General features: G+C 42.7%; 22 protein-coding genes. 13 read left to right on the forward strand and 9 right to left on the reverse strand.

The features are described from left to right. Window positions 1–47: 47 nt before the first annotated feature. The 3 genes from AC1MCB_RS14680 to corA form a co-directional block, all read right to left on the reverse strand. Window positions 48–743, reverse strand: coding sequence for a response regulator transcription factor (locus AC1MCB_RS14680; protein WP_479965456.1), 696 nt, complete (start codon window positions 741–743; stop codon window positions 48–50). A gap of 52 nt (window positions 744–795) precedes the next feature. Continuing rightward, the gene (locus AC1MCB_RS14685; protein WP_479965457.1) at window positions 796–2,652 is read right to left on the reverse strand and encodes a sensor histidine kinase; all 1,857 of its coding nucleotides are present in this window, start codon (window positions 2,650–2,652) and stop codon (window positions 796–798) included. A gap of 275 nt (window positions 2,653–2,927) precedes the next feature. Then, entirely contained in the window at window positions 2,928–3,950 is a 1,023-nt protein-coding gene (corA, locus tag AC1MCB_RS14690; RefSeq protein ID WP_479965458.1) for a magnesium/cobalt transporter CorA, read from the reverse strand. A 210-nt stretch (window positions 3,951–4,160) separates the two neighbouring features. Here corA and AC1MCB_RS14695 point away from each other — a divergent pair, with 210 nt between their 5' ends. Beyond that, on the forward strand, window positions 4,161–5,105 hold the full coding sequence (locus AC1MCB_RS14695) for a T9SS type A sorting domain-containing protein (protein WP_479965459.1): 945 nt from the start codon (window positions 4,161–4,163) through the stop codon (window positions 5,103–5,105). Between the two features lie 125 nt (window positions 5,106–5,230). Here the strand turns inward: AC1MCB_RS14695 and AC1MCB_RS14700 are convergent, their stop codons facing one another. Then, complete coding sequence (locus tag AC1MCB_RS14700) at window positions 5,231–5,599, reverse strand: DUF3127 domain-containing protein (protein ID WP_479965460.1); 369 nt, start codon at window positions 5,597–5,599, stop codon at window positions 5,231–5,233. A 154-nt stretch (window positions 5,600–5,753) separates the two neighbouring features. On the opposite strand from AC1MCB_RS14700, the gene AC1MCB_RS14705 reads away from it, so the two are divergent. The 3 genes from AC1MCB_RS14705 to AC1MCB_RS14715 are packed head-to-tail and all read left to right on the forward strand — an operon-like array spanning window position 5,754 to window position 8,017. Next, the gene (locus tag AC1MCB_RS14705; protein ID WP_479965461.1) at window positions 5,754–6,929 is read left to right on the forward strand and encodes a THUMP domain-containing class I SAM-dependent RNA methyltransferase; all 1,176 of its coding nucleotides are present in this window, start codon (window positions 5,754–5,756) and stop codon (window positions 6,927–6,929) included. 10 nt (window positions 6,930–6,939) lie between these two features. Next, window positions 6,940–7,587, forward strand: coding sequence for an HD domain-containing protein (locus AC1MCB_RS14710; RefSeq protein WP_479965462.1), 648 nt, complete (start codon window positions 6,940–6,942; stop codon window positions 7,585–7,587). Beyond that, the gene (locus AC1MCB_RS14715) at window positions 7,574–8,017 is read left to right on the forward strand and encodes a gamma-glutamylcyclotransferase (RefSeq protein ID WP_479965463.1); all 444 of its coding nucleotides are present in this window, start codon (window positions 7,574–7,576) and stop codon (window positions 8,015–8,017) included. The genes AC1MCB_RS14710 and AC1MCB_RS14715 overlap by 14 nt, the downstream gene beginning before the upstream one ends. Here AC1MCB_RS14715 and AC1MCB_RS14720 read toward each other — a convergent pair. Next, entirely contained in the window at window positions 8,010–8,969 is a 960-nt protein-coding gene (locus tag AC1MCB_RS14720) for a UbiA family prenyltransferase (protein ID WP_479965464.1), read from the reverse strand. The genes AC1MCB_RS14715 and AC1MCB_RS14720 overlap by 8 nt on opposite strands. 31 nt (window positions 8,970–9,000) lie before the next feature. Between AC1MCB_RS14720 and AC1MCB_RS14725 the strand changes: the two genes are divergently transcribed. The 6 genes from AC1MCB_RS14725 to AC1MCB_RS14750 are packed head-to-tail and all read left to right on the forward strand — an operon-like array spanning window position 9,001 to window position 14,819. Continuing rightward, window positions 9,001–10,113, forward strand: coding sequence for a type III polyketide synthase (locus AC1MCB_RS14725; protein WP_479965465.1), 1,113 nt, complete (start codon window positions 9,001–9,003; stop codon window positions 10,111–10,113). A 1-nt stretch (window position 10,114) separates the two neighbouring features. Then, window positions 10,115–10,834: a methyltransferase domain-containing protein gene (locus AC1MCB_RS14730; RefSeq protein ID WP_479965466.1), complete on the forward strand. Its 720-nt coding sequence runs from the start codon at window positions 10,115–10,117 to the stop codon at window positions 10,832–10,834. Next, complete coding sequence (locus tag AC1MCB_RS14735) at window positions 10,834–11,976, forward strand: NAD(P)/FAD-dependent oxidoreductase (protein WP_479965467.1); 1,143 nt, start codon at window positions 10,834–10,836, stop codon at window positions 11,974–11,976. Before AC1MCB_RS14730 ends, AC1MCB_RS14735 begins: the two co-directional genes overlap by 1 nt. A 13-nt stretch (window positions 11,977–11,989) precedes the next feature. Then, window positions 11,990–13,033, forward strand: coding sequence for a sensor histidine kinase (locus AC1MCB_RS14740; RefSeq protein WP_479965468.1), 1,044 nt, complete (start codon window positions 11,990–11,992; stop codon window positions 13,031–13,033). A gap of 50 nt (window positions 13,034–13,083) precedes the next feature. After that, window positions 13,084–13,731 carry a DUF47 domain-containing protein gene (locus AC1MCB_RS14745; RefSeq protein ID WP_479965469.1) on the forward strand — a complete coding sequence of 216 codons (648 nt, stop codon included), beginning with the start codon at window positions 13,084–13,086 and terminating at the stop codon, window positions 13,729–13,731. Window positions 13,732–13,763: 32 nt separating this feature from the next. Further along, a complete protein-coding gene (locus AC1MCB_RS14750) occupies window positions 13,764–14,819 on the forward strand; it encodes an inorganic phosphate transporter (protein WP_479965470.1) in 1,056 nt (351 codons plus the stop codon). Window positions 14,820–14,923: 104 nt separating this feature from the next. Here the strand turns inward: AC1MCB_RS14750 and AC1MCB_RS14755 are convergent, their stop codons facing one another. The 4 genes from AC1MCB_RS14755 to AC1MCB_RS14770 all read right to left on the reverse strand — a co-directional run bounded on the left by AC1MCB_RS14755 (window position 14,924) and on the right by AC1MCB_RS14770 (window position 19,188). After that, complete coding sequence (locus AC1MCB_RS14755) at window positions 14,924–15,646, reverse strand: DUF6503 family protein (RefSeq protein WP_479965471.1); 723 nt, start codon at window positions 15,644–15,646, stop codon at window positions 14,924–14,926. Beyond that, window positions 15,646–17,514: a M1 family metallopeptidase gene (locus AC1MCB_RS14760; RefSeq protein WP_479965472.1), complete on the reverse strand. Its 1,869-nt coding sequence runs from the start codon at window positions 17,512–17,514 to the stop codon at window positions 15,646–15,648. Before AC1MCB_RS14760 ends, AC1MCB_RS14755 begins: the two co-directional genes overlap by 1 nt. Window positions 17,515–17,600: 86 nt before the next feature. Further along, on the reverse strand, window positions 17,601–18,620 hold the full coding sequence (locus AC1MCB_RS14765; protein ID WP_479965473.1) for an energy transducer TonB: 1,020 nt from the start codon (window positions 18,618–18,620) through the stop codon (window positions 17,601–17,603). After that, the gene (locus AC1MCB_RS14770) at window positions 18,610–19,188 is read right to left on the reverse strand and encodes an RNA polymerase sigma factor (RefSeq protein ID WP_479965474.1); all 579 of its coding nucleotides are present in this window, start codon (window positions 19,186–19,188) and stop codon (window positions 18,610–18,612) included. Before AC1MCB_RS14770 ends, AC1MCB_RS14765 begins: the two co-directional genes overlap by 11 nt. 42 nt (window positions 19,189–19,230) lie before the next feature. Between AC1MCB_RS14770 and AC1MCB_RS14775 the strand changes: the two genes are divergently transcribed. The 3 genes from AC1MCB_RS14775 (at window position 19,231) to AC1MCB_RS14785 (ending at window position 22,586) form a co-directional block, all read left to right on the forward strand. Then, window positions 19,231–21,156: a YfbK domain-containing protein gene (locus tag AC1MCB_RS14775; RefSeq protein WP_479965475.1), complete on the forward strand. Its 1,926-nt coding sequence runs from the start codon at window positions 19,231–19,233 to the stop codon at window positions 21,154–21,156. Window positions 21,157–21,181: 25 nt separating this feature from the next. Beyond that, window positions 21,182–21,940, forward strand: a complete 759-nt coding sequence (locus AC1MCB_RS14780) for a DUF4197 domain-containing protein (protein WP_479965476.1) — start codon at window positions 21,182–21,184, stop codon at window positions 21,938–21,940. Window positions 21,941–22,130: 190 nt separating this feature from the next. Next, window positions 22,131–22,586, forward strand: coding sequence for a ferritin-like domain-containing protein (locus tag AC1MCB_RS14785; RefSeq protein WP_479965477.1), 456 nt, complete (start codon window positions 22,131–22,133; stop codon window positions 22,584–22,586). The last annotated feature ends 309 nt before the right edge of the window (window positions 22,587–22,895 follow it).

Raw genomic sequence — 22,895 nt, forward strand, 5'->3', positions numbered from 1 at the left:
CAATTGTCCGCCTTGGTGTTAAGGACTTATATAAAGCCTAAACTTCCTTAATTTTCGAGAAGTTTATAGCCTTTACCATGCACATTGATGATTTCCACTTTGGGGTCATCCCTTAAGTATTTTCGCAATTTACTCAGGAAAACATCCATACTGCGCCCGTTAAAGTAATTATCGTCATGCCAGATGCTGATAAGGGCTTCCTCGCGGGTAAGCACTTCATTTTTGCGAAGGCACAACAAACGCAGTAGTTCGGCTTCTTTGGTTGATACCTTCTGCTGCCTTTCGTCAGTGCTGATCAACTGCGCTGTGTAATCAAAATTATATTTGCCGATGCTGAAATGAGTTTCTTGTGCTGCACTCTCTTTTTTATCCGAATCGGTTACACGCTTTAACAAGGCATTGATCCGGAGTAGCAGTTCCTCTATCCGGAACGGCTTGGTAATATAGTCATCGCCACCAAGGTTGTAGGCCTCCGACTTATCTTCAATCATGGTTTTAGCGGTGGCGAAAATAATCGGGATATCAGCATTTACCTTCCTGATATCTTTACCTAATGTAAAGCCATCCTTTTTAGGCATCATCACATCCAGGATACAGAGGTCGAAATGACTTTTGGTGAAAGCTTTCAAACCTTCCTCTCCGTCCTTAGCCAGAACTACATCAAACTTGCCCTTCAACTGCAAATAATCCTGCAAAAGCATCCCAAGATTTGGGTCGTCCTCAACTAATAAAATTTTCTTCATAAGGCCTTCCTAAAGACGGAAAATACAATTTAATTCCTATTTACTTGACATGTTAAGCCACTTCGGTGCTGCGAACCGGGAGTGTAATCTCAAATTCTGACCCTCTATCTTTCTCACTTCGCACCTTGATGCTTCCTTTCAAACGTTTTACGATATCATTCACATAACTTAATCCAAGACCAAATCCTTTTACATCATGTAAATTACCGGTGGGGATCCGGTAAAATTGGCTGAAGATCTTCGCCTGCTGATCGCGGTTCATACCAATACCTTTATCTGCAACTTTTATGATTAAGTTTTTCCCTGCATTTTGAGTTGTAATCTTAATTTCCGGATCACCCTTACTGTATTTATTGGCGTTGTCAATCAGGTTGAAAATAACATTGGATAAATGCAGCTCGTCTCCCATGATCATCGCATTGGTTGCGTTGAGCTGCAGATCTACAGTGGCATTGCGCTTTTCAAGCTGCAGGGCCATACTATCGATAATAGCGGCCAGAAGATCGTTCATCTCCACTTCCTTGTGTTCCAGCTTCAGATCGCCTTTGTCTATTTTGGCGATATTCAATACCCTTTCTATATGGTTTCCGAGGCGAACGTTTTCATCATAGATGATATTGGCCAAACGATCAACCCTGGTTTTATCTTCCGTAAGCTCCGGATCTTTCAAGGCCTCGCTGGCGATCATAATGGTAGCAACAGGAGTTTTAAACTCATGGGTCATATTGTTGATGAAATCTGTTTTCATCTCTGACAATTTCTTTTGCTGCAGAATTGAATGAATAGTATATCCGAAGCAGAATAATAAAATTAGCAGTAAACCTCCTGATAAACCCATCATCGCCGTTAAGTTGGCCAGGATGATATTATTCTTTTCCGGAAAAGTAATAGTCAGCAAGCCTGTGTCACGGATCATATCCTTTGGAAAAAGAGCAGTCTGGTAGGTATTGTAAGGCAGGAAGGGTGAATTGGTAGACGCCCGGGTGAAGATCAGCGAATCTCTCTTTGCAGAAGTTACCTTATACTCGAAGTAACTGTTGATGGACTGGTTCTGCAGCTCGTTACGAAGCATAGAATCCAAAATCAGCGGATGCACACGCTTGTTTAGAGGCGTATACACTTGTTGATACTCGGTAGCCAGATCCTCAAAAAGAGCCTTATTTTCCTTCTCGGAATCGAAATATTCCTTCACTTTTTTAACCTTAACCCTTTCTGGTTCCTTAGGCACAGGCGGGGGCCTGGAGATATTAGTGAGCTTGGGTCGCGCCAGGGTATAGACGCTGGGCTTACCGGTCTGGGGGTCCATAATAATATATTGCCTCACAGAATCGCGGCTGAAAGCAGAAGCGTTGATCATGTCGTTAACTGTCGGACTTCTCAGGGCCTTGGATAAAGTCTGCTGCGTACGTTCATGAATCTGACCCAGTGCATCTTCAAATTGGAAAATATCAACCTGAAGCCTATACTCCATGTTCTTTAACTCAGCGGCCGTCAGGGCATCATTAAAAGCAATAATGTTTGGATGTCGTAAACGGTACAGGCTGTCGCGAAGAAAGAAAATACTGTCGGCCTTTCGCTGTTCGGTTTTTAGCATAGAGGCATACGTCTCCACAGGAGCCTTTTTCCTCACCGGCCGCGGCTTAATCTTCAGCTTGGGCGCAGATACCAGGCGCTTCTGAGTCGTCTCCTGAATTCTATGCCTGATTTCAGCTTTGTTTGTCAGGAAGTTATTAGCATCCAATTTTTCGAGCTTAGCAACTACATTTCCTAATGCCTCATTTACGTTTTGATCAAATAACTGCGATTTAAGCTGAAAAGACTGCCTCAAAAAATAGAATTGCATAGCCATTACCCCAAGTAGGGCAAGAGCCATCAAACCAATAATTAAACTGATACTCCTTTTCTTCATTCTTCACAAAAATACATAACGAGTTCTGTGTCAAATTGCATTTAACATATTTTAACAGTGGAGTGAGATTGTACCGTTTTAAGAGATCAGGATTTTATCGCGCTATAAATTAGCGTGACCAATTAATGTAAGATAATGTAAAGAATTTCGCCAGGGTTTCCACCTGCAGAGAAGATCCTGTTAGCCTTCAAAAATACCGCTACTTCTTTAGCTTCGGATTCAGCAAATTGCCTCCAGTTGAGGGCAGTGAACTGACCCCAAGCTACAGGACTTGCCTACAACCACCCCGACCGCCTGAAAAAATAATAAAGTAAGATGCAGGCACTAACTGTGAAAATTATCACCGCGTAGTATCCGTATTCCCATTCCAATTCGGGCATAAACCTGAAGTTCATACCGTAGAAGCCAGCAATCATAGTAGGGACCGCCAGGATAGCTGCCCAACCTGCGAATCGCTTTGATGTATCATTCTGCGATATGGAAATCAGTGAAAAATTTGCCTCAAGTGCCGTGTTCAACAACTCCCGGGTGTTATCAACCATGTCATTCAAACGGACGGAATGATCGTATATGTCGCGGAAATACGGGAGCGTTTGACCGGAGATGCTCCTCTTATCCAATCGCATTAAACGATTGCAGATATCGATCAAGGGAGATACAGCACGTTTCACTTCCAGCAACTCGCGTTTCAACTGATATATGTTTTCAGTGGTCTGCCGGTTAGGCTTGTCCTTGAATATTCTTTCTTCCAAGGCTACCAACTGAATCTCGAGCTCGTTCACAACTGGGAAATATCTGTCAACAATAAAATCTATTATGGCGTAAAGAACAAATCCAGGTCCTAAAGTCAATAATTCCGGGGTTGATTCGCAGCGTGCTCTAACCTCTTTATACGCAACCGACGAGCCGTGCCTTACACTGACGATAAAATTCTCGCCTACAAAAAAATGAGTTTCTCCGAGTTCAATGTGAGCGTCTTTATTCATATGCGCAGTACGCACCACTATGAAAAGCGAGTCTCCGTAGACTTCAAGCTTTGGTCGCTGATGGGCCCGGTGAGCATCCTCAATAGCCAGATCATGTAGGCCAAATTCTGCCTGTACTTTACTTAGAATCTCTTCTGATGGCTCGTAAAGGCCAATCCATACAAACTTATCGGCTTCACTAAGAACGTCGTGCACATTGTTTAAATCGACATCAAGCAGGCGTCGGCCACTTTGGTATGCAACACAGTTAACTATGTCATTCATGAGGCTGATAATATAAGTCGCTTTCACCACCATCTTGCAGGTATCCACGCCCGTCTGGTTAAACTACCGAAAGGTCTAAAACGACAAACACAACTAAATTTGAAACAGATAATTTAAGTAGTTTAAATTTAACGATTTAACGGGCTATTCAACAACCGGTGCTTAAATCATCGTTGAACACCTTTAACATATTTTAACAAAGCTTTAACAGTATAGGCTTTTAACGAGATTTAACTTTGGATAAATTAAAACCTTGTTATGAAAAGATATATACATTTCGGTCTTTCCCTGATGGCCACGGTAGTGATCATAATGGGCGCAGGTGCAGTTAAAGCGCAGAAAAAGAAAGAAGTCCGGAAAACCATTATTATTAACGACAGAGATACAATCATTAACGGAAAAAAGCTTAGTGAAGCTTCGCCTGCCGAGCGTAAGACTCTTTTGAAGGAATTAAAGGACAAGGATAAAAGCCTTAAAGACCGTAAGATTATGCGCAATAAGAAAGACGGAAAAGAAGAGACGGAGATTATTATACGTCAGGGGCATAAAGAACCGCGCGTTTTGAGGTGGCGGTCAAAGGATGACGGTAACGGGCATACCCGAGTTTTTAAATTTGATTCCGATAGCCTGTTGATAGCCCTCGACGGCGATTCGCTTCGCAGAAACTTCCGCTTCAATTTTGATACGGATGGGTTGGACAGCAATATGCACGACAGAATGATAACAATAAATCCGCGTCTTCGCAGTCTTCCGAGAATGATGGAGGGTTCGCATCCACGGGTATTGTTTGATGAAGATAGAGTGTTCGATCGGGGTGGACGGAGAGAGAATTCCCAAACATTTAATTATGTAAGTACAGATAAGGACGGTGTTAGTAGCCGCATGAGCATCCGCATCTCTGAGGTTAGTCAGGAGACTTTAAAAAAGCTGAATCTTAATAAAGACAAGGTCACTCTGGAGGTAAACGATCTCAATTTGTCTCCTAATTTTTCGAACGGAAAGTTAAATCTCACATTCAATCTGAGCGGAAAAGGCACCACTGACGTAAAGGTTCTGGACAGTAATTTGAAAGAGCTATTTGCAGATAGGCCCAGCATTAACGGCACTTATTTTAAGCAGATCAGTTTACCAAAGAATGGGGTATATTATATCCATATCAGCCAGGGAAGTAAAACGTTTGTTAGGAAGATGGTGAAAGAATAATTAAGAATTAAGAATGAGGAATTAAGAATTGATTTTATAGCGTATGAATAACCTATGATGGATAAATAAAAAAAACCTGTATGGCTTTTCGTCATACAGGTTTTTTATCTTAATTCTTAATTGAACTAGAACGGAAGATCGTCGTCTTCAGCAGTCGAGGTGATATCAACCGGCTTAGCATATTCAGGGGATGCAGCCCCTGTCGAGGCGTCCGCGCCTAATACATTCACTCTCCAAACAATCATATTGTTGAAATAAGAGGTAACGCCTTCTTTGTTAGTCCAGGGACGACCACGAAGGTTGAAAAACACTTCTACCTGATCGCCAACCTTAAGAGAATCTAACAAAGAAACTTTATCCTGCTGTGCCTCAAACTTTAAGAACTCAGGATACTGAGGATTGTCAGCATACTCTACAATCAATTCACGCTTTTTGAATTTTTCATTCACCTCGATTACCGGTGAAATTTCATGTACTTTTCCTTTAATGTCCATGGCTATGTAACTTTTTTAATGTTCAGAAATTTTAAAAACCTTCCCTTCAACATTCAAACATGGGTTCCTTAGAAAAATGGGGAGCCTTTCGAAAATGGGTTTGTAAAAGTAAAAAATTAAGGCAGGTTTTAATTGATTAACTTCGCAATTTATTATGCAAGTTTTCCACACCAACAGCAGAATTGTAATAACCTGCAACAAACGTTTATCCACTTATTTACAGCAGGAAGTTGAAGCACTCGGTTACACCATAACCCGCAGTTTTAGTACCGGCGTTGAGCTGGAAGGCACTCTCAACGACTGCATCCCGTTAAATCTAAATTTACGCTGTGCCAGCCAGATCCTTTATCATCTAAAGAGTTTTGAGGCTGAAAATCCCGCCAGGTTATATAAAGAGCTCCTGGAATTTGAATGGGAAAAACTAATTGATTTTACCGGCTATTTTTCTGTCACCAGCAATGTGGACAATGAAACTATAACTACTCCCCTGTTTGCTAATCTGAAGGTGAAAGACGCCATTGTTGACAGGATCAAAGAAAAAAAAGGCATCCGCCCGAACAGTGGCTCAGACGGGAATAAAGCAGTGATTCACCTGTATTGGAAAGATACTAAAGCCGACATCTTCATTGATACTTCCGGAGAGACCCTTGCTAAGCATGGATATCGTAAAATTCCCGGAAAGGCACCTATGCTGGAGGCCTTAGCCTGTGGAACTATTATGGCTACTCGCTGGGATAAGAAAAGTCCGTTCGTTGTTCCCATGTGCGGTTCAGGAACCCTGGCTATCGAGGCAGCACTGTTAGCGACTGATAAGGCTCCCGGATTATTTCGAATGAACTACGGCTTTATGCATATAATGGGCTATGAAGAAGAAGTGTTTTTTACCGAACGTCGTAAGCTGAAAGACCAGTCTAAGAAAGAAACTGAAGCAAAGATCATCGCTACAGATATTTCTGAAGACGCGGTTGATGTCTCCATTAGAAACGCGAGAACCGCAGGTGTTGATCACCTGATCGAGTTTTCGGTTTGTGATTTTGAAGATACACCTGTTCCCGAAGGACCGGGTGTTGTGATCTTCAACCCCGAGTATGGCGAGCGGCTGGGTGTCCACACCAAGCTGGAAGCCACCTACAAGCGTATCGGCGATTTCATGAAATCAAAATGCCAGGGCTATCGTGGTTATATTTTTACCGGAAACCCTGATCTGGCGAAAAAGATCGGCTTAAAAGCCTCGCAACGCATTGAGTTTTACAACGGCAAACTTGACTGTAGAATGCTGGAGTATGAATTATATCAGGGAAGTAAAAGGGAGCCCAAAGAGACTATATAACAGGGTATCTATGTCTTCCATAATTGTTCAAACCGCAGAGTTTGTAAAACATACTCTTAAACATGCCGAAGCAGGGCATGATTGGTGGCACATCCAAAGAGTTTGGAATAACGCAAAGCTGATCGGACAATCAGAAAAAGCGGATATGCTGGTTGTTGAACTCGCGGCCTTACTGCATGATATCGCTGACAGCAAGTTTCATGATGGCGATGAGGAAGTTGGCCCTAAGATAGCTGGAGAGTTCCTGGAAAGCGTTAAGGTCCAGGAAGGTGTGATTGAACATGTTCAGAATATTATCGCGAATATGTCTTTTAAATCTAGCCTGGGGGTTATCAATTTTCAGTCGCTGGAAATGCAAATTGTTCAGGATGCTGACCGGTTAGATGCTATAGGGGCTATCGGCATTGCCCGGGCTTTTACATATGGGGGTTATAAAAACCGGGAAATGTACAATCCGGATGTTGAACCTGCGCTTAATATGAGCAAAGAGGAGTATAAGAACTCAACAGCTCCGACCATCAATCACTTCTACGAAAAATTGCTTCTGTTGAAAGATCGGATGAACACCAACACCGGGCGACAGATTGCGATTGAACGTCATCAATTCATGGAAACCTACCTCGAACAGTTTAACAATGAATGGAATGGAAAACAGTAGCTACTTTTATTATTTCGCTTATGCCAGTAACCTGAAGGTCTCAGTTCTTGAACAGCGCATCAACGGCAAAGTTCAGGATTATATTCAGGGCAGACTGATTGATTACGGATTCCGTTTCAACCGCAAGAACTCTGATGGAACTGCAAGAGCAAATATTATTTCTTCTGAATCTGAAGATGTATTCGGTGTGTTATACCAGGTAGATGAAGGATACCGGGAGATCCTGTTGAAGACAGAACCGGGTTATAGTCTTATCGAAGTGCCGATTGAAACAGAAGGTGGCAATGTTCAAGCTTTCACTTTTATCTCTAATGCCGATGACGAAGGTATTTATCCCCGCAAAGAATATTTAACTACCATACTTAGCGGGGCAAAAGAACACGCTCTTCCCACAGAGTATACAGACTTCGTTAGGTCTCTGGCTAAATAAGATTCAATACTCCAAAATATAATAACATCAGCGCTCCGCTTACGAGGGTCATTTTTGACATATTCTCATAGTTCGCTGCGTGCTCATTCTTCCAAACCTTTCTGGCCCAGTCTATAAACACCGCGAAAACGGGTAATGCGAATGGCAGGAATAACCAAAATTTTATCAGCTCGCCGAGATTAACCCAGTATAAATACAGCAAAACGGTAGCTATAACGAAAAGCACAGCTGAAAAAACAAAGGATCCTTTTATCCCCAGGATCATGCTTAGCGTTTTATCGCCACGTTTGCCATCTTCTTCGTGCTGGTAAACCTGCGTTAAGGGATAGGTTGCCCCGATCAGGCAGGAGCAGATCAAACCGGCTACGATAAAATTTGTATTCCATCCGCCTAAAAGGCTAAGACCTGATATCGCCGCATAACTGCTCCAGTAAATGCAAGCTCCCTGGAAGATAAAAACTATTAGAAAGCTGATTACCGGGTATTTTTTTAGCCTTGTCAAAGGATGACTGTAAAGCTTAGAGAAAATGCCGTAAAGCAACACCGCTGCAACCAACTCTCTGCTCACCAAAAAAGCGAGAACCAGGCCTAAAGCATCCAGCAATAGGGAAAAGTTATACAAGGTCTTATCTACTTGTGGCGGCTTCTCAACCAGCGCAATGCTTCCTTCGTCTTTATCAAAATAGCTGTTATAACCATTGCTTGCCGGATAGACCAGAAGGTGCCAGATGATAAAAGTTAGGATTGCATTGAAAATGATTACCTGTGGGGCCTGACTTAAAGCGAACAGAAAGATAGGCATCAGGAAAAAAGAAAAGAAAAACCTTAAATGCACCAATGCTGACCTCGATGGAATAAGGGCTTTAAATAACTTCATGAACGAAATTAACATTAATTGCTTATTGTGTAATTTGGTCAAATCAAACAGGGCGGTTAAAAGTGTGTTCATCATTACGAAAGCTTTTAAGTCTTAATCCGAAAACATGAGCAGTTGCATTAGTGCTATTGGTACCGCCAATCCAAAATATCGTATTAAACAATCATCAATACTTGAGTTCATGACGCGGGCTTTTGGATTAGATCAAAACAATGCGCTGCGCCTTAAAAAGATCTATGATCATTCTGGTATTGATTATCGCTACTCGGTGATCCCCGACTTTGGTGAAGAAGACTTTGGTAAACATTTGTTCTTTGCGAAAAACTCTACCCTTGAGCCGTTCCCATGTACTCAAAACCGGTTGAAATTATACCAGCATACCGCAGCTGAAATAGCAACTGAGGCAGCCACTAATTGCCTGCAATTGCTGCCCGACCTGTCACCTTCACAGATCACTCATTTGATAACTGTGAGCTGTACAGGGATGCATGCCCCAGGAATTGATATTGAATTGGTAGAAAAGTTAGGGCTGAACCGTAATATCGAACGCACGTGCATCAATTTTATGGGTTGTTATGGGGCTATCAACGCCCTTAAAGTAGCTGACTATATTTGCAGGGCAGAAGATGATGCCACGGTATTAGTAGTGTGCATTGAGCTTTGTACCCTACATTTTCAGAAAGAAAACACCCTTGATAATTGGGTTGCCAATTCTCTGTTCTCTGACGGCGCGGCCGCCGTAATCATTGAGAATAATCATCAGAGAAACAAGGCCGGAAATTCCTTAAAATTGAAGACTTTCTATTCTGAATTTGTTCCCGAGGCGCATCATGAAATGGGCTGGCACGTTGGCAACATGGGTTTTGAAATGAAACTAACTTCGAAGGTATCTAAAATGATTAAAAACCATATCGCGCCTATTAGCGATAAATTACTAAAAAAAGCCGAACTCTTACTTGGAGATATTGGAGCTTTCGCTGTGCATCCTGGTGGAAAGAAGATCCTGGAAGCTTCAGAAAGCGCTTTAGGAATATCGGAAAAGGCCAACCTGTTTGCATACGACACTTTACGCGATTATGGGAACATGTCGTCCGCAACGGTTTTATATGTACTGAAAAAGACGATGGAAAACACTAACGCAGTCCAGGGAGAAAATATCATGAGTTTTGCTTTCGGACCGGGTTTAACGGTCGAATCACTCATTCTGGAACGCAACTGATATGCCGGATTTTCGCGTCAGGAGCAATGAAGCTGAAATGATGGACGACTTTAGCCTGGGCCACCAGGTTATTGACCCTATTATGGATGAGCTTGAAGTGGTAAACAAGCTTCTGGGTGGGTACAGGGTATTTTTCGATGCCTTTGAAACATTAGGTCTACAAGATGGGATGACCGTCAGTGACTGGGGTTGCGGCGGCGGAGACTCGCTGCGGGTTATTGCACAATGGGCTCGTAAGCGCGATATAAAGCTAAAACTGATTGGTGTGGATGCAACCGCTTCAGCCGTTGAATATGCGAGAGAAAAATCAACAGGTTATCCAGAGATATCATATATCCACAGTGATGTTATGAGTATAGACCTGCAGAAGGATCAATTTGACGTGGTTATATCAAGCCTCTTTACACATCACTTTCCTGAAAAAGAATGGGTTGCGCTCATTCAAAAAATGGCAGAATGTGCCAGGCAGTACGTAGTGATCAATGATCTGCACCGTCATTGGCTTGCATACCACTCTATCGGCATCTTAACCCGGTTGTTTTCACGTTCTACGATGGTGAAGCATGATTCTATGTTGTCCGTGTTGAGGGGTTTTAAAAAACAAGAATTGCAAGAGATGTTGAAACAAGCGGGATTCAACATCTATACCGTCAATTGGATGTGGGCATTCCGCTGGCAGGTCTGCCTAAAAGTTAAACCAGTGAACCAACTGAGTAGATAATGCCGCCAACACCAGGAAAACAAGCAATTTCAATTGCCATAATCGGTGCCGGTCTTGCCGGACTAACATCAGCCATTCTTTTAAGAAAGCAGGGTTACCCGGTAACCATTATTGAGAAGAAAGCATTCCCGTTTCACCGTGTTTGCGGAGAATACATTTCTAATGAAGTTTTGCCGTTTTTTAAATCCCTGCAGCTAGACATTAGTCAATATAACCCTGCCAATATTTCAAGGCTCATTGTAAGTTCGATGGGCGGCAGCGCGGTTGACATTCCGCTTCAGATGGGTGGATTTGGAATAAGCCGGTATGTTCTGGATAATCACTTACACGAGGCCGCAAAGGATTTAGGGGTAGACTTCATTCTGGATAAAGCAAATGATATAAAGTTTGAAAAGGAACAATTCGCAATTGAACTATCATCCGGCACCGTCATCACCTGCGATTTGGTAATCGCCGCTTATGGAAAGCGTGCGAATCTGGATCAGAAGCTAAACCGAACCTTCTTCTACCAGCGCAGTCCGTATATGGGCGTTAAATATCATATAAAAACTGACCTGCCAAAAGATGTAATCAGACTGGACAACTTTGAAGGCGGCTATTGCGGAACCTGCAAAATAGAAGACGATCTTTATAATCTCTGTTACCTGACAAAAACGGAAAACTTAAAAAACCATAAGAATATCGTTGCGTTGGAAGGCGAAGTTCTATTTAAAAATCCCCATTTAAAACAAATCTTCGGCAATGCAGAATTTGTTTCGGACAAACCAGAGGTAATTAATGAGATTAGTTTCGAGAAGAAAACACTTGTAGAAAATCATATTCTTTTTTGCGGCGATGCAGCTGGGATGATCACTCCACTATGTGGAAATGGAATGGCTATGGCTATTCACTCCGGTAAGCTATTGGCGGAATGCATCATACAAAATGGCAAGTATATCGATCATCCAGGCAGGCTGGCCCTGGAAAGACATTATAAAAACCGATGGGAGAATCAGTTTGCAATGCGCCTGAAGGCCGGCCGGTATATTCAAAAACTATTAATACACCCACAATTCAGCAACCTGGCGATAAACTTGTTGAAAAGGTCTCCCGTTCTTGCCAAAATGGTGGTTAAAAGCACTCACGGCAAATCTTTTAAATAGCTAAATTGCAACCATGAAATTACGCGTATTGGTTTTTTTGAACGCCTTGGCTGTAGCCCTGGCACTTGCAATTGTCAATTACTATTTTTCTCAAAAGTTGTCAGACATGGCTTTAACCTTCGGTGTAGCCTTAATTGTTAGCTATATCGTATTCTACTATCTGATCGAGCGGTTTGTTTACAGCAAGATCAAACTTATATACAAGCTTATCCATAACCTTAAATTGGGTAAAGACCTTAAAGATGCGTTGGGCGAGTACGTAAGTCCTGACCCAATCAATGATGTGGAGCACGAGGTGAAGGAATGGGCAAGGGAGAAAAAGTCTGAGATCGAGGCTTTAAAGGATCAGGAGAAATTCAGGCGTGAATTTTTATCTAATATCTCACACGAGTTTAAAACACCTCTTTTTGCAATCCAGGGATATATTGAAGCACTTCAGGATGGTGATACTGATGAGGTTACTACCCAGAAATTTTTACAGAAAGCTGCCAAGAATGTTGATCGCCTGAGTTTTCTGATCAAAGATCTCGATGCAATTTCTAAACTAGAGACTGGAGAAATCCCAATCAATTATACTAAATTCGATCTAGTCCAACTAATACAGGAAGTTACAGAATCCCTGGAGGTTAAAGCCAAACAGTATAAGATCAGTCTGATATTCAAGGAAAAATATCATACTCCAACACCGGTGTGGGCAGACAGGGAAAAGATACGACAGGTTCTCGTAAATCTAACTGACAATTCTTTCAAATACGGCAAGGAAAATGGCAGTACTTCGTTTAAGATCTTTAGCATGCATAATCAGGTGCTGGTTGAAGTAACCGATGATGGCACTGGTATCGATGAAAAATATCTTCCGAGGCTTTTTGAAAGGTTCTACCGAACAGATAAAAGCAGATCACGTGAAGGTGGTGGCTCCGGATTGGGTCTGGCTATCGTGAAACACATTATTGAGGCACATCAGCAAACCATAAGTGTCAGGAGTACAGAAGGTATTGGTTCAACTTTCGCATTTACTTTAGACAAAGCAGGAACAAAACAAAACTTAGGGAGTTAACATTAATTTAACATTAGCGTTGTAGATTTGCACACTTTAAAAAATCGAGCATGTCATTGAACACTATTTTTCAATACTTCATCCCCAAAGACAAAAAATTCTTTCCGCTCTTTGAGCAAGACAGTTCGAATCTGATCAAGTTAGGAGAAAAATTGGTAGAAGCGGTTAACACCGAAGATCTAACCCTGCGTGCAGCGCTCTTTAAGGACATCGAAGACCTCGAGCATATTGGTGACGAAATCACACACCAGATACATCTGGAATTAAGCAAAAACTTCATTACACCTTTTGATCGCGAGGATATCCATCGCCTGGCATCAGCTATTGATGACATAGCCGACTATATACACGGTTCGGCATCACGAATGAGTCTGTACAAAGTCACTCTTATTACTCCCCCAATTAAAGAATTAGCTGCTTTAGTTCTCGAGAGTTGTCAGGAGCTTGATAAAGCCATGCGCGAACTTCGGGATTTAAAAAATATACGCACTATTGCTGATTCATGCGTTCGCATCAATAGCATAGAGAATAAAGCAGATTACGTATTTGATAACGCAGTCGGACAGCTTTTTGAATATGAAAAAGACGCTGTCAATCTGATTAAATACAAAGAAGTTCTGGGAGCACTCGAAACCGCCACAGATATGTGCGAAGATGCAGCTAATGTTCTTGAATCCATTCTTGTAAAACACGCATAAGTTTTTAAACCAATTCTTTTTTACAAAGCTTTATGGGTTTTACATTATTAATTGTCGTGATTATCTTGGCGCTGATATTTGATTATATCAATGGTTTTCACGATGCAGCCAATTCTATTGCCACAGTAGTTTCCACAAAAGTCCTTACCCCATTCCAGGCCGTTATTTGGGCCGCTTTTTTTAATTTTCTTGCGTACTGGATATTTCACCTTAATGTTGCTGATACGGTTGCTAAAACAGCGGATACCATGAATATCAGCATGGTAGTGATTCTCGCTGGTGTAGTCGCTGCTATTTGCTGGAATTTACTTACATGGTGGCTGGGCATCCCGTCCAGCTCATCGCATACCTTAATTGGTGGCTTTGCAGGCGCTGCTCTCGCACATGGCGGTCTTGATGTGGTTAACCTTGGTGTAGTTGGAAAAGTGGCGGCTTTTATTGTAATCGCTCCCATTGTGGGGATGATCATGGCATATACCATAACGGTCATCATCGTCAATATTTGCCGGTATGCCAACCCAGGCAAGGCGGAGTGGTGGTTTAAAAAGCTTCAGCTTCTTTCTTCGGCTCTTTTTAGTTTAGGTCATGGTGGTAACGATGCTCAGAAAGTAATGGGTATTATTGCTGCTGCCGTTATTGTTTACTTAAAAGATGCCAATTTAAATGTCGATGATATTCCTCATTGGTTACACGTTTCTTACACGGTTATCGATGGCAAAGTGAAGATCAACCATATTCCGGAATGGATTCCAATAGCTTGTTACACCTCCATTGCAGCAGGTACCATGAGTGGCGGATGGAAGATCGTAAAAACCATGGGTACCAAGATCACTAAGGTGACCCCATTAGAAGGAGTTGCGGCTGAAACTGCCGGAGCGATTACCTTATTTATTACAGAACACTTTAAGATCCCGGTTTCAACTACTCATACGATCACCGGCTCAATCATCGGGGTCGGCTTAGCCAAGCGGATTTCCGCAGTACGCTGGGGCGTAACAGTAGGCCTTTTATGGGCATGGGTACTAACTATACCTGTTTCAGCAGCCCTGGCAGCCATCTTGTATTATTTATTTAGTATTTTCTTGTAGAGGCTTTTAACAGCTATTCCATAAAAAGCTCAAAACCTAAACGTTTTGAGCTTTTTTCTTATCTGCCATAATGCTCTGCTCAGTGATGCTCAACAAGCGGGAAGTTACAACTGCCTGACCACGATATGCCTGATCTCTATTCTTGAAAGCTCCTTTAATTTTCCCGCATTATACAAACTGTCATACTTCTGAACCGGTGTTAATGAGTCGCCTAACGGAGACTGGTAATTTATATAATCCTGGAAAATGATTCCGTTTACACTGTGGGTACGTGAAACCGACCTGAAGCGGTTCCCTCCAGTGCTGTAAGCAAAGTGATCCATACTGTAGTCAGCCGCATCAAACCAATAATAGTAAATATCCTCATGATCTTCTCCTCCCCCATCTTGGTTGAAGGAGATTTCCAGTTTGTGATATGGCTTATCTTTTATCATCGTCTCTCCTAAATACTTCTTGTTTACCGATGCGTCATTCAATTTTAATGGCAAGTAAACAAAGTAAAACAGGGCATTGACCGATCTGGAGTAGCTTTCAGCCTTCTTCTTATCCAACCGTTGCTCCTTTCCGTTTACGCTGCGTTTAAAACCCTCATTAGTGAGGATATCATGTACTTTACCAGTTGAATCAGTAAACATTCGCTCATATTTGAACTTCCCGTCCTTCTGTGTAGCTCTCAACTGAAAATTTCGGAACTTAAATTCCAGAGTTGCGTTCTGTAATTTTTCCATGTTGTAATAGTCGATACTTCGATCAACTATCTTTTGGGCATCCGGCTTCGTACAGGCAACCAAAAAAAGCATTGGCAACATCAACAACCGGTAGTTCATTATTTTAAGATTTCGTCAACAGAATGATAAGAGACCGAATGGTAATTTTGCCTTGCCTTCGCATATATCGATTTCGCCCATTCTTTCCCTTCGGGAGTTTTGACCATTTCCTTATAAAGCGGGATCAAAAACTTCCGACGTCCAACCTCAGTCAAAAATCTCTCTATATGTGGATTGGCGGGCTTGTATCCTTTACGAATAGCCAATACATACCATGAGGCCTGTATTTCGGCGTTTCCTGAACCTGTAAACTCAAACTCCTGGTCAATAGCATTCATTTGTTTGGTGCTGATGTTGTCAGGAAGATGCCGGATCAGATATAGCAACTCATTGGTTGTCCGGTTTATTTTAGATAGATCTGAGATCTTACCGGAAGCCTGCCATCTAGAAAGCATGGTGTCTATGGCTTTAAATTTCGTCGATTCTACTTTCTGGGCCTGAGCAGGTAAACCTGGCTTAAATATCCATTCTTCAAGATTTAGCTTTTTACGCAGAGCTCCGTCTCCTTTAATAAGATGTTTATCCAGGTAGGTAATGAACTGCTCGGTAGTCACCGATTGAAAAGCGTGTGAATTAAAATACTCCTTCAAAAAATTGTCAAGCCGTTCTCGTCCAACTGCTTCTTCAATTGATCTCAAGAATGAATAGCCTTTTTCATAAGCAATATCCGAAACGCCTTCATCGGGATCACGGCCCGTAAAATCGGCCTTCAACCTGGTGTCCGGACTCGTATCGCCCAGCTCCTCCAGTGTAGCATGCAGATCCTGAAAACCCAAAACCTCCTGCATCCTGGCTTCGTCTTTTCCATACACGGCCTCTATTATTCTTCTTTCAAAATAAACGGTAAAGCCTTCATTTAACCAGAAGTCATTCCATGTAGCATTTGTTACCAGGTTTCCGCTCCAGCTGTGAGCTAGCTCATGTGCAATCAGGCTTACCAACGAACGATCCCCGGCAATTACAGTCGGAGTAGCAAAGGTAAGCATCGGGTTTTCCATCCCACCAAATGGAAAACTTGGCGGCAATACCAGCACATCATATCGTCCCCACTTATAGGGGCCATATAAATTCTCGGCTGCGGTGATCATCTTGCCCATATCCGCAAATTCGTAAGCAGCCTTTTTAAGGGTAACAGGCTCTGCATACACTGCGCTCCGTTGATCAACCGCTTGAAATGCAATATCGCCCACCGCCAGCGCCATCAAATAAGAGGGAATGGCATGTGGCTGCTTAAACTCGTAAACGCCCTCGGAATTCTTCTCCTGAGGATTTTCGGCACTCATCACCGCCAGCAGGTCTCTAGGAACGGCAACTTTTGCATTATAGGTAAACCTGATTCCCGGGCTATCCTGACAAGGTATCCAGCTACGTGCTAATATCGCTTGCGACTGCGTGAATAAGAACGGGTACTTCTTACCGGCAGTCTGTTGCGGATTAAGCCATTGTAAAGCCGCGGCTCCCTCTGAGGTACTATAGTAAATATTAACCCGGCGGGTTTCCGGTGCTATTTTAATTTTCAGGGCCGTACCCAGATATTCTACCGAATCGCCAAGGCTAAACGTAGTTTGTTTGTTATCCTCGCCCAGAGTGACCTTGTCAACCTTTAAACCCCGCGTATCAAAAATAATCTCATCACTATTTGACGGGTTCTCAATTTGCCATGAGGCTGTTCCGCTAATCAACTCCGTATCAAAATTGACCTTTATATTCAGGTCAAGGTGCTTAACTACGGCTTTAGATGGCTCAGCGAAAGAGTGAGTATCTTTTGTTTTGGTACTATCTGAAGTATCCATCATATTAGAACTTGTATTTGATTGTTGACAAGCTATTGTAAAGATGACCGGCAGGATCAATAAAAACTTCTTCATATTCTATTTTAACTCTATACTCCTTTAAAACAGCGGTGGCATGAACGTTTGTTCATACCACCGCCTTATCACCTAGTGCTATTAAATTAAAAATTCAAATCAACTTTTAAGTCCGTCGCTTTCCCATCTGCTGCAGCTTTCCAGGATGGCCCGGTCCGGATAATTTCCAGGGCCAGCGAATCAGCAGTTGCTGATAATCCTTTTAAGATCTTGACATCACGCAGATTGCCGTCTTCAGCTACTTTAAAACCAACAATCACCTTCCCCCTTTGCCCAGTCGTTCCCGAAGCTTTGGTAATGCTTTCCTGAATATAACGTCGGTAAGCTTCCCACCCACCTGCAGGAGCAGCATTTCCCGTAACTGACGGAGCAAATCGGCTAACTGCAACCTCGGATAGATTAACCGGAGCGGAGCTCAAAGTCTTGATCTTTAATTCCTCAGAACTCACTTTCCGTGAACTTGCCCGGTCACTCTTCTCAACCTCCATCGCCGCAATTCTTGCCTCTTTATCCGCAATAAAAGCATTGTCTGTATTATTTACAGTATCCTCAATCTGACTCAAAACGGCTGCATTTAAGCTTGCGTTATCCTGAGTAACCCCTGGCGTCTTACTTTTCACAGTCGGTTTCGCAGCGTATAATCCTTCATTGCGCCGTACCTTAACAACCGGTTCTGTTACCGCCGGAATCCGGTCGGTGTTGCTTACGATAGCGCCATCGTTGGCTAGGGTATCTACCGGTACACCATTTAACTCTACCTTTTGACGATTCACAGCACTGGTTCGGTTATCAACCTGGCTGTTCATCCAAAACAAAACTCCCGCACTTATAAACATAACCGCTGCAGCTGCAGCAACACTTAATCGCTGCCAGGTCAGGTCAAATACTTTTTTGTTTTCCTGCTGGTGCATGATACGCTCATGCAACTGACGCTGCAGAATGCTCAAGCCGTGATCAGCATCAGATATTTGGGCAAAGCCTTCCAGAGCATCAGCCAGAAAAGGATCCTCTAAAGCTCTCTTTTCCAGCTCATGCATCAGCTTCTTGTCAAGGCTTCCCTCAAGATACTGCTGAATCGTTAAATTATCTGGCCAATTATTCTTCACCGCTTTTCTCTATACAAATTTTAAGGTTGCGCTTACCATTTTGAATGTAGCTTTTTACCTTATTCAAATCAAAACCTGTAATATCTACAATTTCCTTGTAGCACTTCTGCTCAAGGTAAAACAGGTTAATACTATCCTTCTGCTCCCGGGGGAGCTTTTCCATACATCGCTCCATAACGGTAAGCTTACGCTCGCGTGTATCGTCCATATCGAGATGCATAAAAGCATCCTTTTCCATAAAGTTTTCTTCCATCGGCACAAACTCATGCCGGTTAGAAGACCGCAATTCCATCAGGCAATAATTGCGGGCAAGTGTATAAAGCCAGTTCTTGAAATTACTTACCTCATGAATTTTCAGTTTGCTGATCAGCTGTTCAAAGATCTGCATTACGGCATCCTTGCTTTTCTCTTCGTCCTTCAAATACTTCATGCACAACCCATATACCAGGTGCATGTAACGCCCGTACAACTGGCCGAGGACTTCCAGGCTGGCGGACTTGCGGTATTCTGTCAGCAGTTCCTGATCCTCAGGCCCGTTTTTTACGGATGTGTTGGTTATAAATTTCAATTCAAAAGGGCAGATTATTCCGCCAAGTATAAATAATTTCAGTTGAATTTATGGAAACATCCACAAACAGCCATCTCCAATAAAAACTATATCATGAAAGTTACCGGCATTACGCTCTCTGCATTTCTTTTCCTGCTGATGGTGGCATTTAGCAATCCATCAAGCCGAATCATCACCGGGGAAGTGCTCGACGCCACGAGCAATACCCCGCTGGCAGGAGTAACGGTTAAAGCAAAAGGAGGTTCGGCTACCGCCCAAACAGATTCTCTTGGCCAGTTTAAGATAAAATTAGCTAACGGAATCCAAACTTTGACCTTTCAAATGAAAGGCTACAAAACCAGGGAAATGAAGGTTAGCGAAACTGACTTTGTCCGTGTTTCACTAACTTCTATTATGTCATTAAGTGAAACGGCACTTAAAACCATAAGACAACAAAAAATGGCATTACCCGGCTCCATATCGGCGATGGTAACTCCTATCTCCGCAGGGAATGCCCAGTACAGGAGCGAAGAGCAAAATGCATTTAACACCGAATCCTACAACGCTATTAATGAAAATCGTTTCCTGGCCGCAAAAGACAATCCCTTATCTACCTTCGGAATCGATGTTGATGCGGCATCTTACAGCAACGTTCGGCGCTTTATTAATAACGGACAGCTTCCTCCTATAGATGCCGTTCGGATTGAAGAAATGGTCAATTACTTTGACTATGAGTATCCCCAACCGCAAAACAATAATCCGGTATCTATCAATACCGAGATCTCTTCGGCACCCTGGAATGACAAACACAGGCTAGTAAAGATCGGCTTGCAGGGTAAAACCATACCCACTGGTAACTTACCGGCTTCCAACCTGGTTTTCTTGATTGATGTTTCGGGATCTATGGACATGCCCAACAAGCTTCCACTTGTTAAGTCCTCCATGAAACTACTGGTGGATCAACTCCGCCCCCAGGATCGCGTAGCTATTGTAGTGTATGCAAGTGCAACCGGCCTGGTATTAAAGTCTACTTCCGGACAGAATAAACAAATAATCAAAGATGCTATTAACAAACTCGAAGCCGGCGGCTCTACGGCCGGAGGCGCCGGAATCAAATTAGCTTACCAGGTTGCTGCCGACCATTTGATCAAAAAGGGAAATAACCGCGTGATTTTAGCCACAGATGGTGATTTCAATGTGGGTGTTTCAAGCGATGCTGAGATGCAGCGCTTGATAGAAGAGAAAAGGGAACTCGGCGTTTATCTTACTGTATTGGGTTACGGTATGGGAAATTACAAAGACAGCAAAATGGAAACACTTGCCGACAAGGGCAACGGAAACTATGCCTATATCGATAACATCAGCGAAGCTAAGAAGACGCTGGTTAATGAATTTGGAGGCACGTTATTCACCATTGCTAACGACGTGAAGCTTCAGGTGGAATTTAATCCTGCCAAGGTTCAGGCCTACCGTTTGATTGGGTACGAAAACCGGATGCTTAATAAGGAAGACTTTAACAACGATAAGAAAGATGCGGGCGATATGGGTTCCGGCCACCGGGTTACCGCTTTGTACGAAGTGATCCCCGTGGGAGTAAAGAGTAGCTTCATAGAAAAAGTTGATAACCTGAAGTATCAGAAAAACCAGGCATCAGTAAACACATCCGCTACTGAGGAATTATTAAACATTAAGTTGCGCTACAAAACGCCCGGTCAAACAGCCAGCAAATTGATAGAACATCCAGTTTTGGATCGCAATATTAGTTGGAGCAGCACATCAGACAATTTTCGCTTTGCAGCCGCGGTGGCAGGTTATGGCATGTTACTTCGCAACTCAGAATTTAAACAGCAAACCCGCTACGCTGATGTAATAAATTGGGCAGAAGGTTCTTTAGGGAAAGATAAAGAAGGCTACCGTTCAGAATTCCTGAAACTGGTAAAAGCCAGTGAATTAATGGCAAAAGAATTGCTATCTGTAAGTGACAATTAAGTCACCGTTCATTGGAAATATTCTCATGCCCCAAATACCCCATTTTAAGTCGGCCATTAAATTAGTCGTTGCCACTATTATTGCCTTTTCGTTCGCAAGCTGTGATGCTCTAAACCAGGCTACAGAGATTTTAGCTCAAACCGGTAACCCAACGCAGACTGAAATAAACATGGGCTTGAAACAGGCGCTTGAGTTTGGTACAAGTTCAAGCGCTGAACGGCTGTCTCTACAAGACGGGTACTTCGGAAACATGGCTATCAAAATACTTTTCCCGCAGGAAGCTCAAAAGGTTGAAAGAACCCTCCGCACACTTGGCTTAAACTCTCTTGCAGATAACGTGATTTTAAGCATTAACAGGGCTGCTGAAGATGCGGCTAAAGAAGCGAAGCCTATTTTCGTTGCTGCCATTAAGCAAATGACCATTGCCGATGCAACTAATATTCTGCTTGGCCAGAATAAAGATGCCGCTACCCAATATTTTCAACGGGTAACCAGTCAGCAATTACATGATAAGTTCAAACCGATTGTATCAAGCAGCTTATCAAAAGTTGGGGCAACCCGCTATTGGTCTGATGTAATAACCCGTTACAACCAGGTTCCATTGGTAACCAGGGTAAACCCAGATCTTCAGGAATATGTTACCCAAAAAGCAATGGAAGGTCTGTTCATTGAAATCGCGAAGGAAGAACTAAAAATCCGCGATAATATATCTGCAAGGGGAACAAACCTATTGCAAAAAGTATTTGGTTACGCTGACCGCAACAGGGGATTGGGAAGTTTGTAAATTAGGGCTTGGGTTGTCTGGATCAGGATTATCTGATGAGGATTGTCTGGATCAGGATTTTTTAGATTCAGGGATTTAAAAACTTTATAAGTTTCCTATCACCTTCCTTTCGATCTCTTCAAGCAAAGTGCTGCCTTCAAACTAAACCTTTCAATTCCTGTTATCCTGAAAACAAATCTAAAAAGTAGACATGGAAGACGTAAATAAAAAGTTAATAGATGATTTAAACCATCTGATAACTATTTGTAACGATGGCAAATATGGTTATGAAACAGCCGCCGAAGATGCAGATTCTGCAGCTTTACGGGCAATGTTTTCAGAATACAGTGCAGAAAGGGCAGGGTTTACTCAACAACTAAAGTCCGAGATAAAAAAGTTTGGCGGTGATCCTGATCATGGAGGCGGGCCGATCGGCGCCGTTCACAGGGCCTGGATGGAGGTAAAGTCGGCGTTAACTTCTAAAGACAACAAAGCGGTGCTGGGTGCCTGTATAACAGGAGAAAAAGCAGCCGTGAACGCCTATAGCGATGTGCTGGAAAAAAATCAGCTGCCGGCCGAAACCCGGGCACTGCTGAACCAGCAACGCCGTAGCATTGAAGAAACTCTTTATAAAGTGGAAAGCCTTCATGACACCATCGAATCCTGAGAAATAGAACTTAAAAACGAAACCGTCCTGAGGCAACTCAAGGCGGTTTCTCTTTATAAGGAGATCTGAGATTTAAGACTTTAGATTTGAGATAGGATAATTAAGAGATCCGTCCAGATCAGCATTGCCGGTTAGAACAAGCTCATAGTTACTCTCCATCCCGTTCGTCTTCCCCTTTAAATCCGAGTAATGTAATAGGACTTAGTGTAGATTTCGTCAAATCCAATAGCGGAAAACGCTCCGGTTATACTCCGTAAAATTTTTCATTTTAAGTAAGAGATAACAGGGTGTTAACAGTATGATAACAGT

This window comes from Daejeonella sp. AP26 (assembly GCF_056680515.1).

Coding starts and splice junctions, on each gene's coding strand:
- AC1MCB_RS14680 (WP_479965456.1), bottom strand. CDS start 743: ATGAAGAAAATTTTATTAGTTGAGGACGACCCAAATCTTGGGATGCTT.
- AC1MCB_RS14685 (WP_479965457.1), bottom strand. CDS start 2,652: ATGAAGAAAAGGAGTATCAGTTTAATTATTGGTTTGATGGCTCTTGCC.
- AC1MCB_RS14695 (WP_479965459.1), top strand. CDS start 4,161: ATGAAAAGATATATACATTTCGGTCTTTCCCTGATGGCCACGGTAGTG.
- AC1MCB_RS14700 (WP_479965460.1), bottom strand. CDS start 5,599: ATGGACATTAAAGGAAAAGTACATGAAATTTCACCGGTAATCGAGGTG.
- AC1MCB_RS14705 (WP_479965461.1), top strand. CDS start 5,754: ATGCAAGTTTTCCACACCAACAGCAGAATTGTAATAACCTGCAACAAA.
- AC1MCB_RS14710 (WP_479965462.1), top strand. CDS start 6,940: ATGTCTTCCATAATTGTTCAAACCGCAGAGTTTGTAAAACATACTCTT.
- AC1MCB_RS14715 (WP_479965463.1), top strand. CDS start 7,574: ATGGAAAACAGTAGCTACTTTTATTATTTCGCTTATGCCAGTAACCTG.
- AC1MCB_RS14720 (WP_479965464.1), bottom strand. CDS start 8,969: ATGATGAACACACTTTTAACCGCCCTGTTTGATTTGACCAAATTACAC.
- AC1MCB_RS14725 (WP_479965465.1), top strand. CDS start 9,001: ATGAGCAGTTGCATTAGTGCTATTGGTACCGCCAATCCAAAATATCGT.
- AC1MCB_RS14730 (WP_479965466.1), top strand. CDS start 10,115: ATGCCGGATTTTCGCGTCAGGAGCAATGAAGCTGAAATGATGGACGAC.
- AC1MCB_RS14735 (WP_479965467.1), top strand. CDS start 10,834: ATGCCGCCAACACCAGGAAAACAAGCAATTTCAATTGCCATAATCGGT.
- AC1MCB_RS14740 (WP_479965468.1), top strand. CDS start 11,990: ATGAAATTACGCGTATTGGTTTTTTTGAACGCCTTGGCTGTAGCCCTG.
- AC1MCB_RS14745 (WP_479965469.1), top strand. CDS start 13,084: ATGTCATTGAACACTATTTTTCAATACTTCATCCCCAAAGACAAAAAA.
- AC1MCB_RS14750 (WP_479965470.1), top strand. CDS start 13,764: ATGGGTTTTACATTATTAATTGTCGTGATTATCTTGGCGCTGATATTT.
- AC1MCB_RS14755 (WP_479965471.1), bottom strand. CDS start 15,646: ATGAACTACCGGTTGTTGATGTTGCCAATGCTTTTTTTGGTTGCCTGT.
- AC1MCB_RS14760 (WP_479965472.1), bottom strand. CDS start 17,514: ATGAAGAAGTTTTTATTGATCCTGCCGGTCATCTTTACAATAGCTTGT.
- AC1MCB_RS14780 (WP_479965476.1), top strand. CDS start 21,182: ATGCCCCAAATACCCCATTTTAAGTCGGCCATTAAATTAGTCGTTGCC.
- AC1MCB_RS14785 (WP_479965477.1), top strand. CDS start 22,131: ATGGAAGACGTAAATAAAAAGTTAATAGATGATTTAAACCATCTGATA.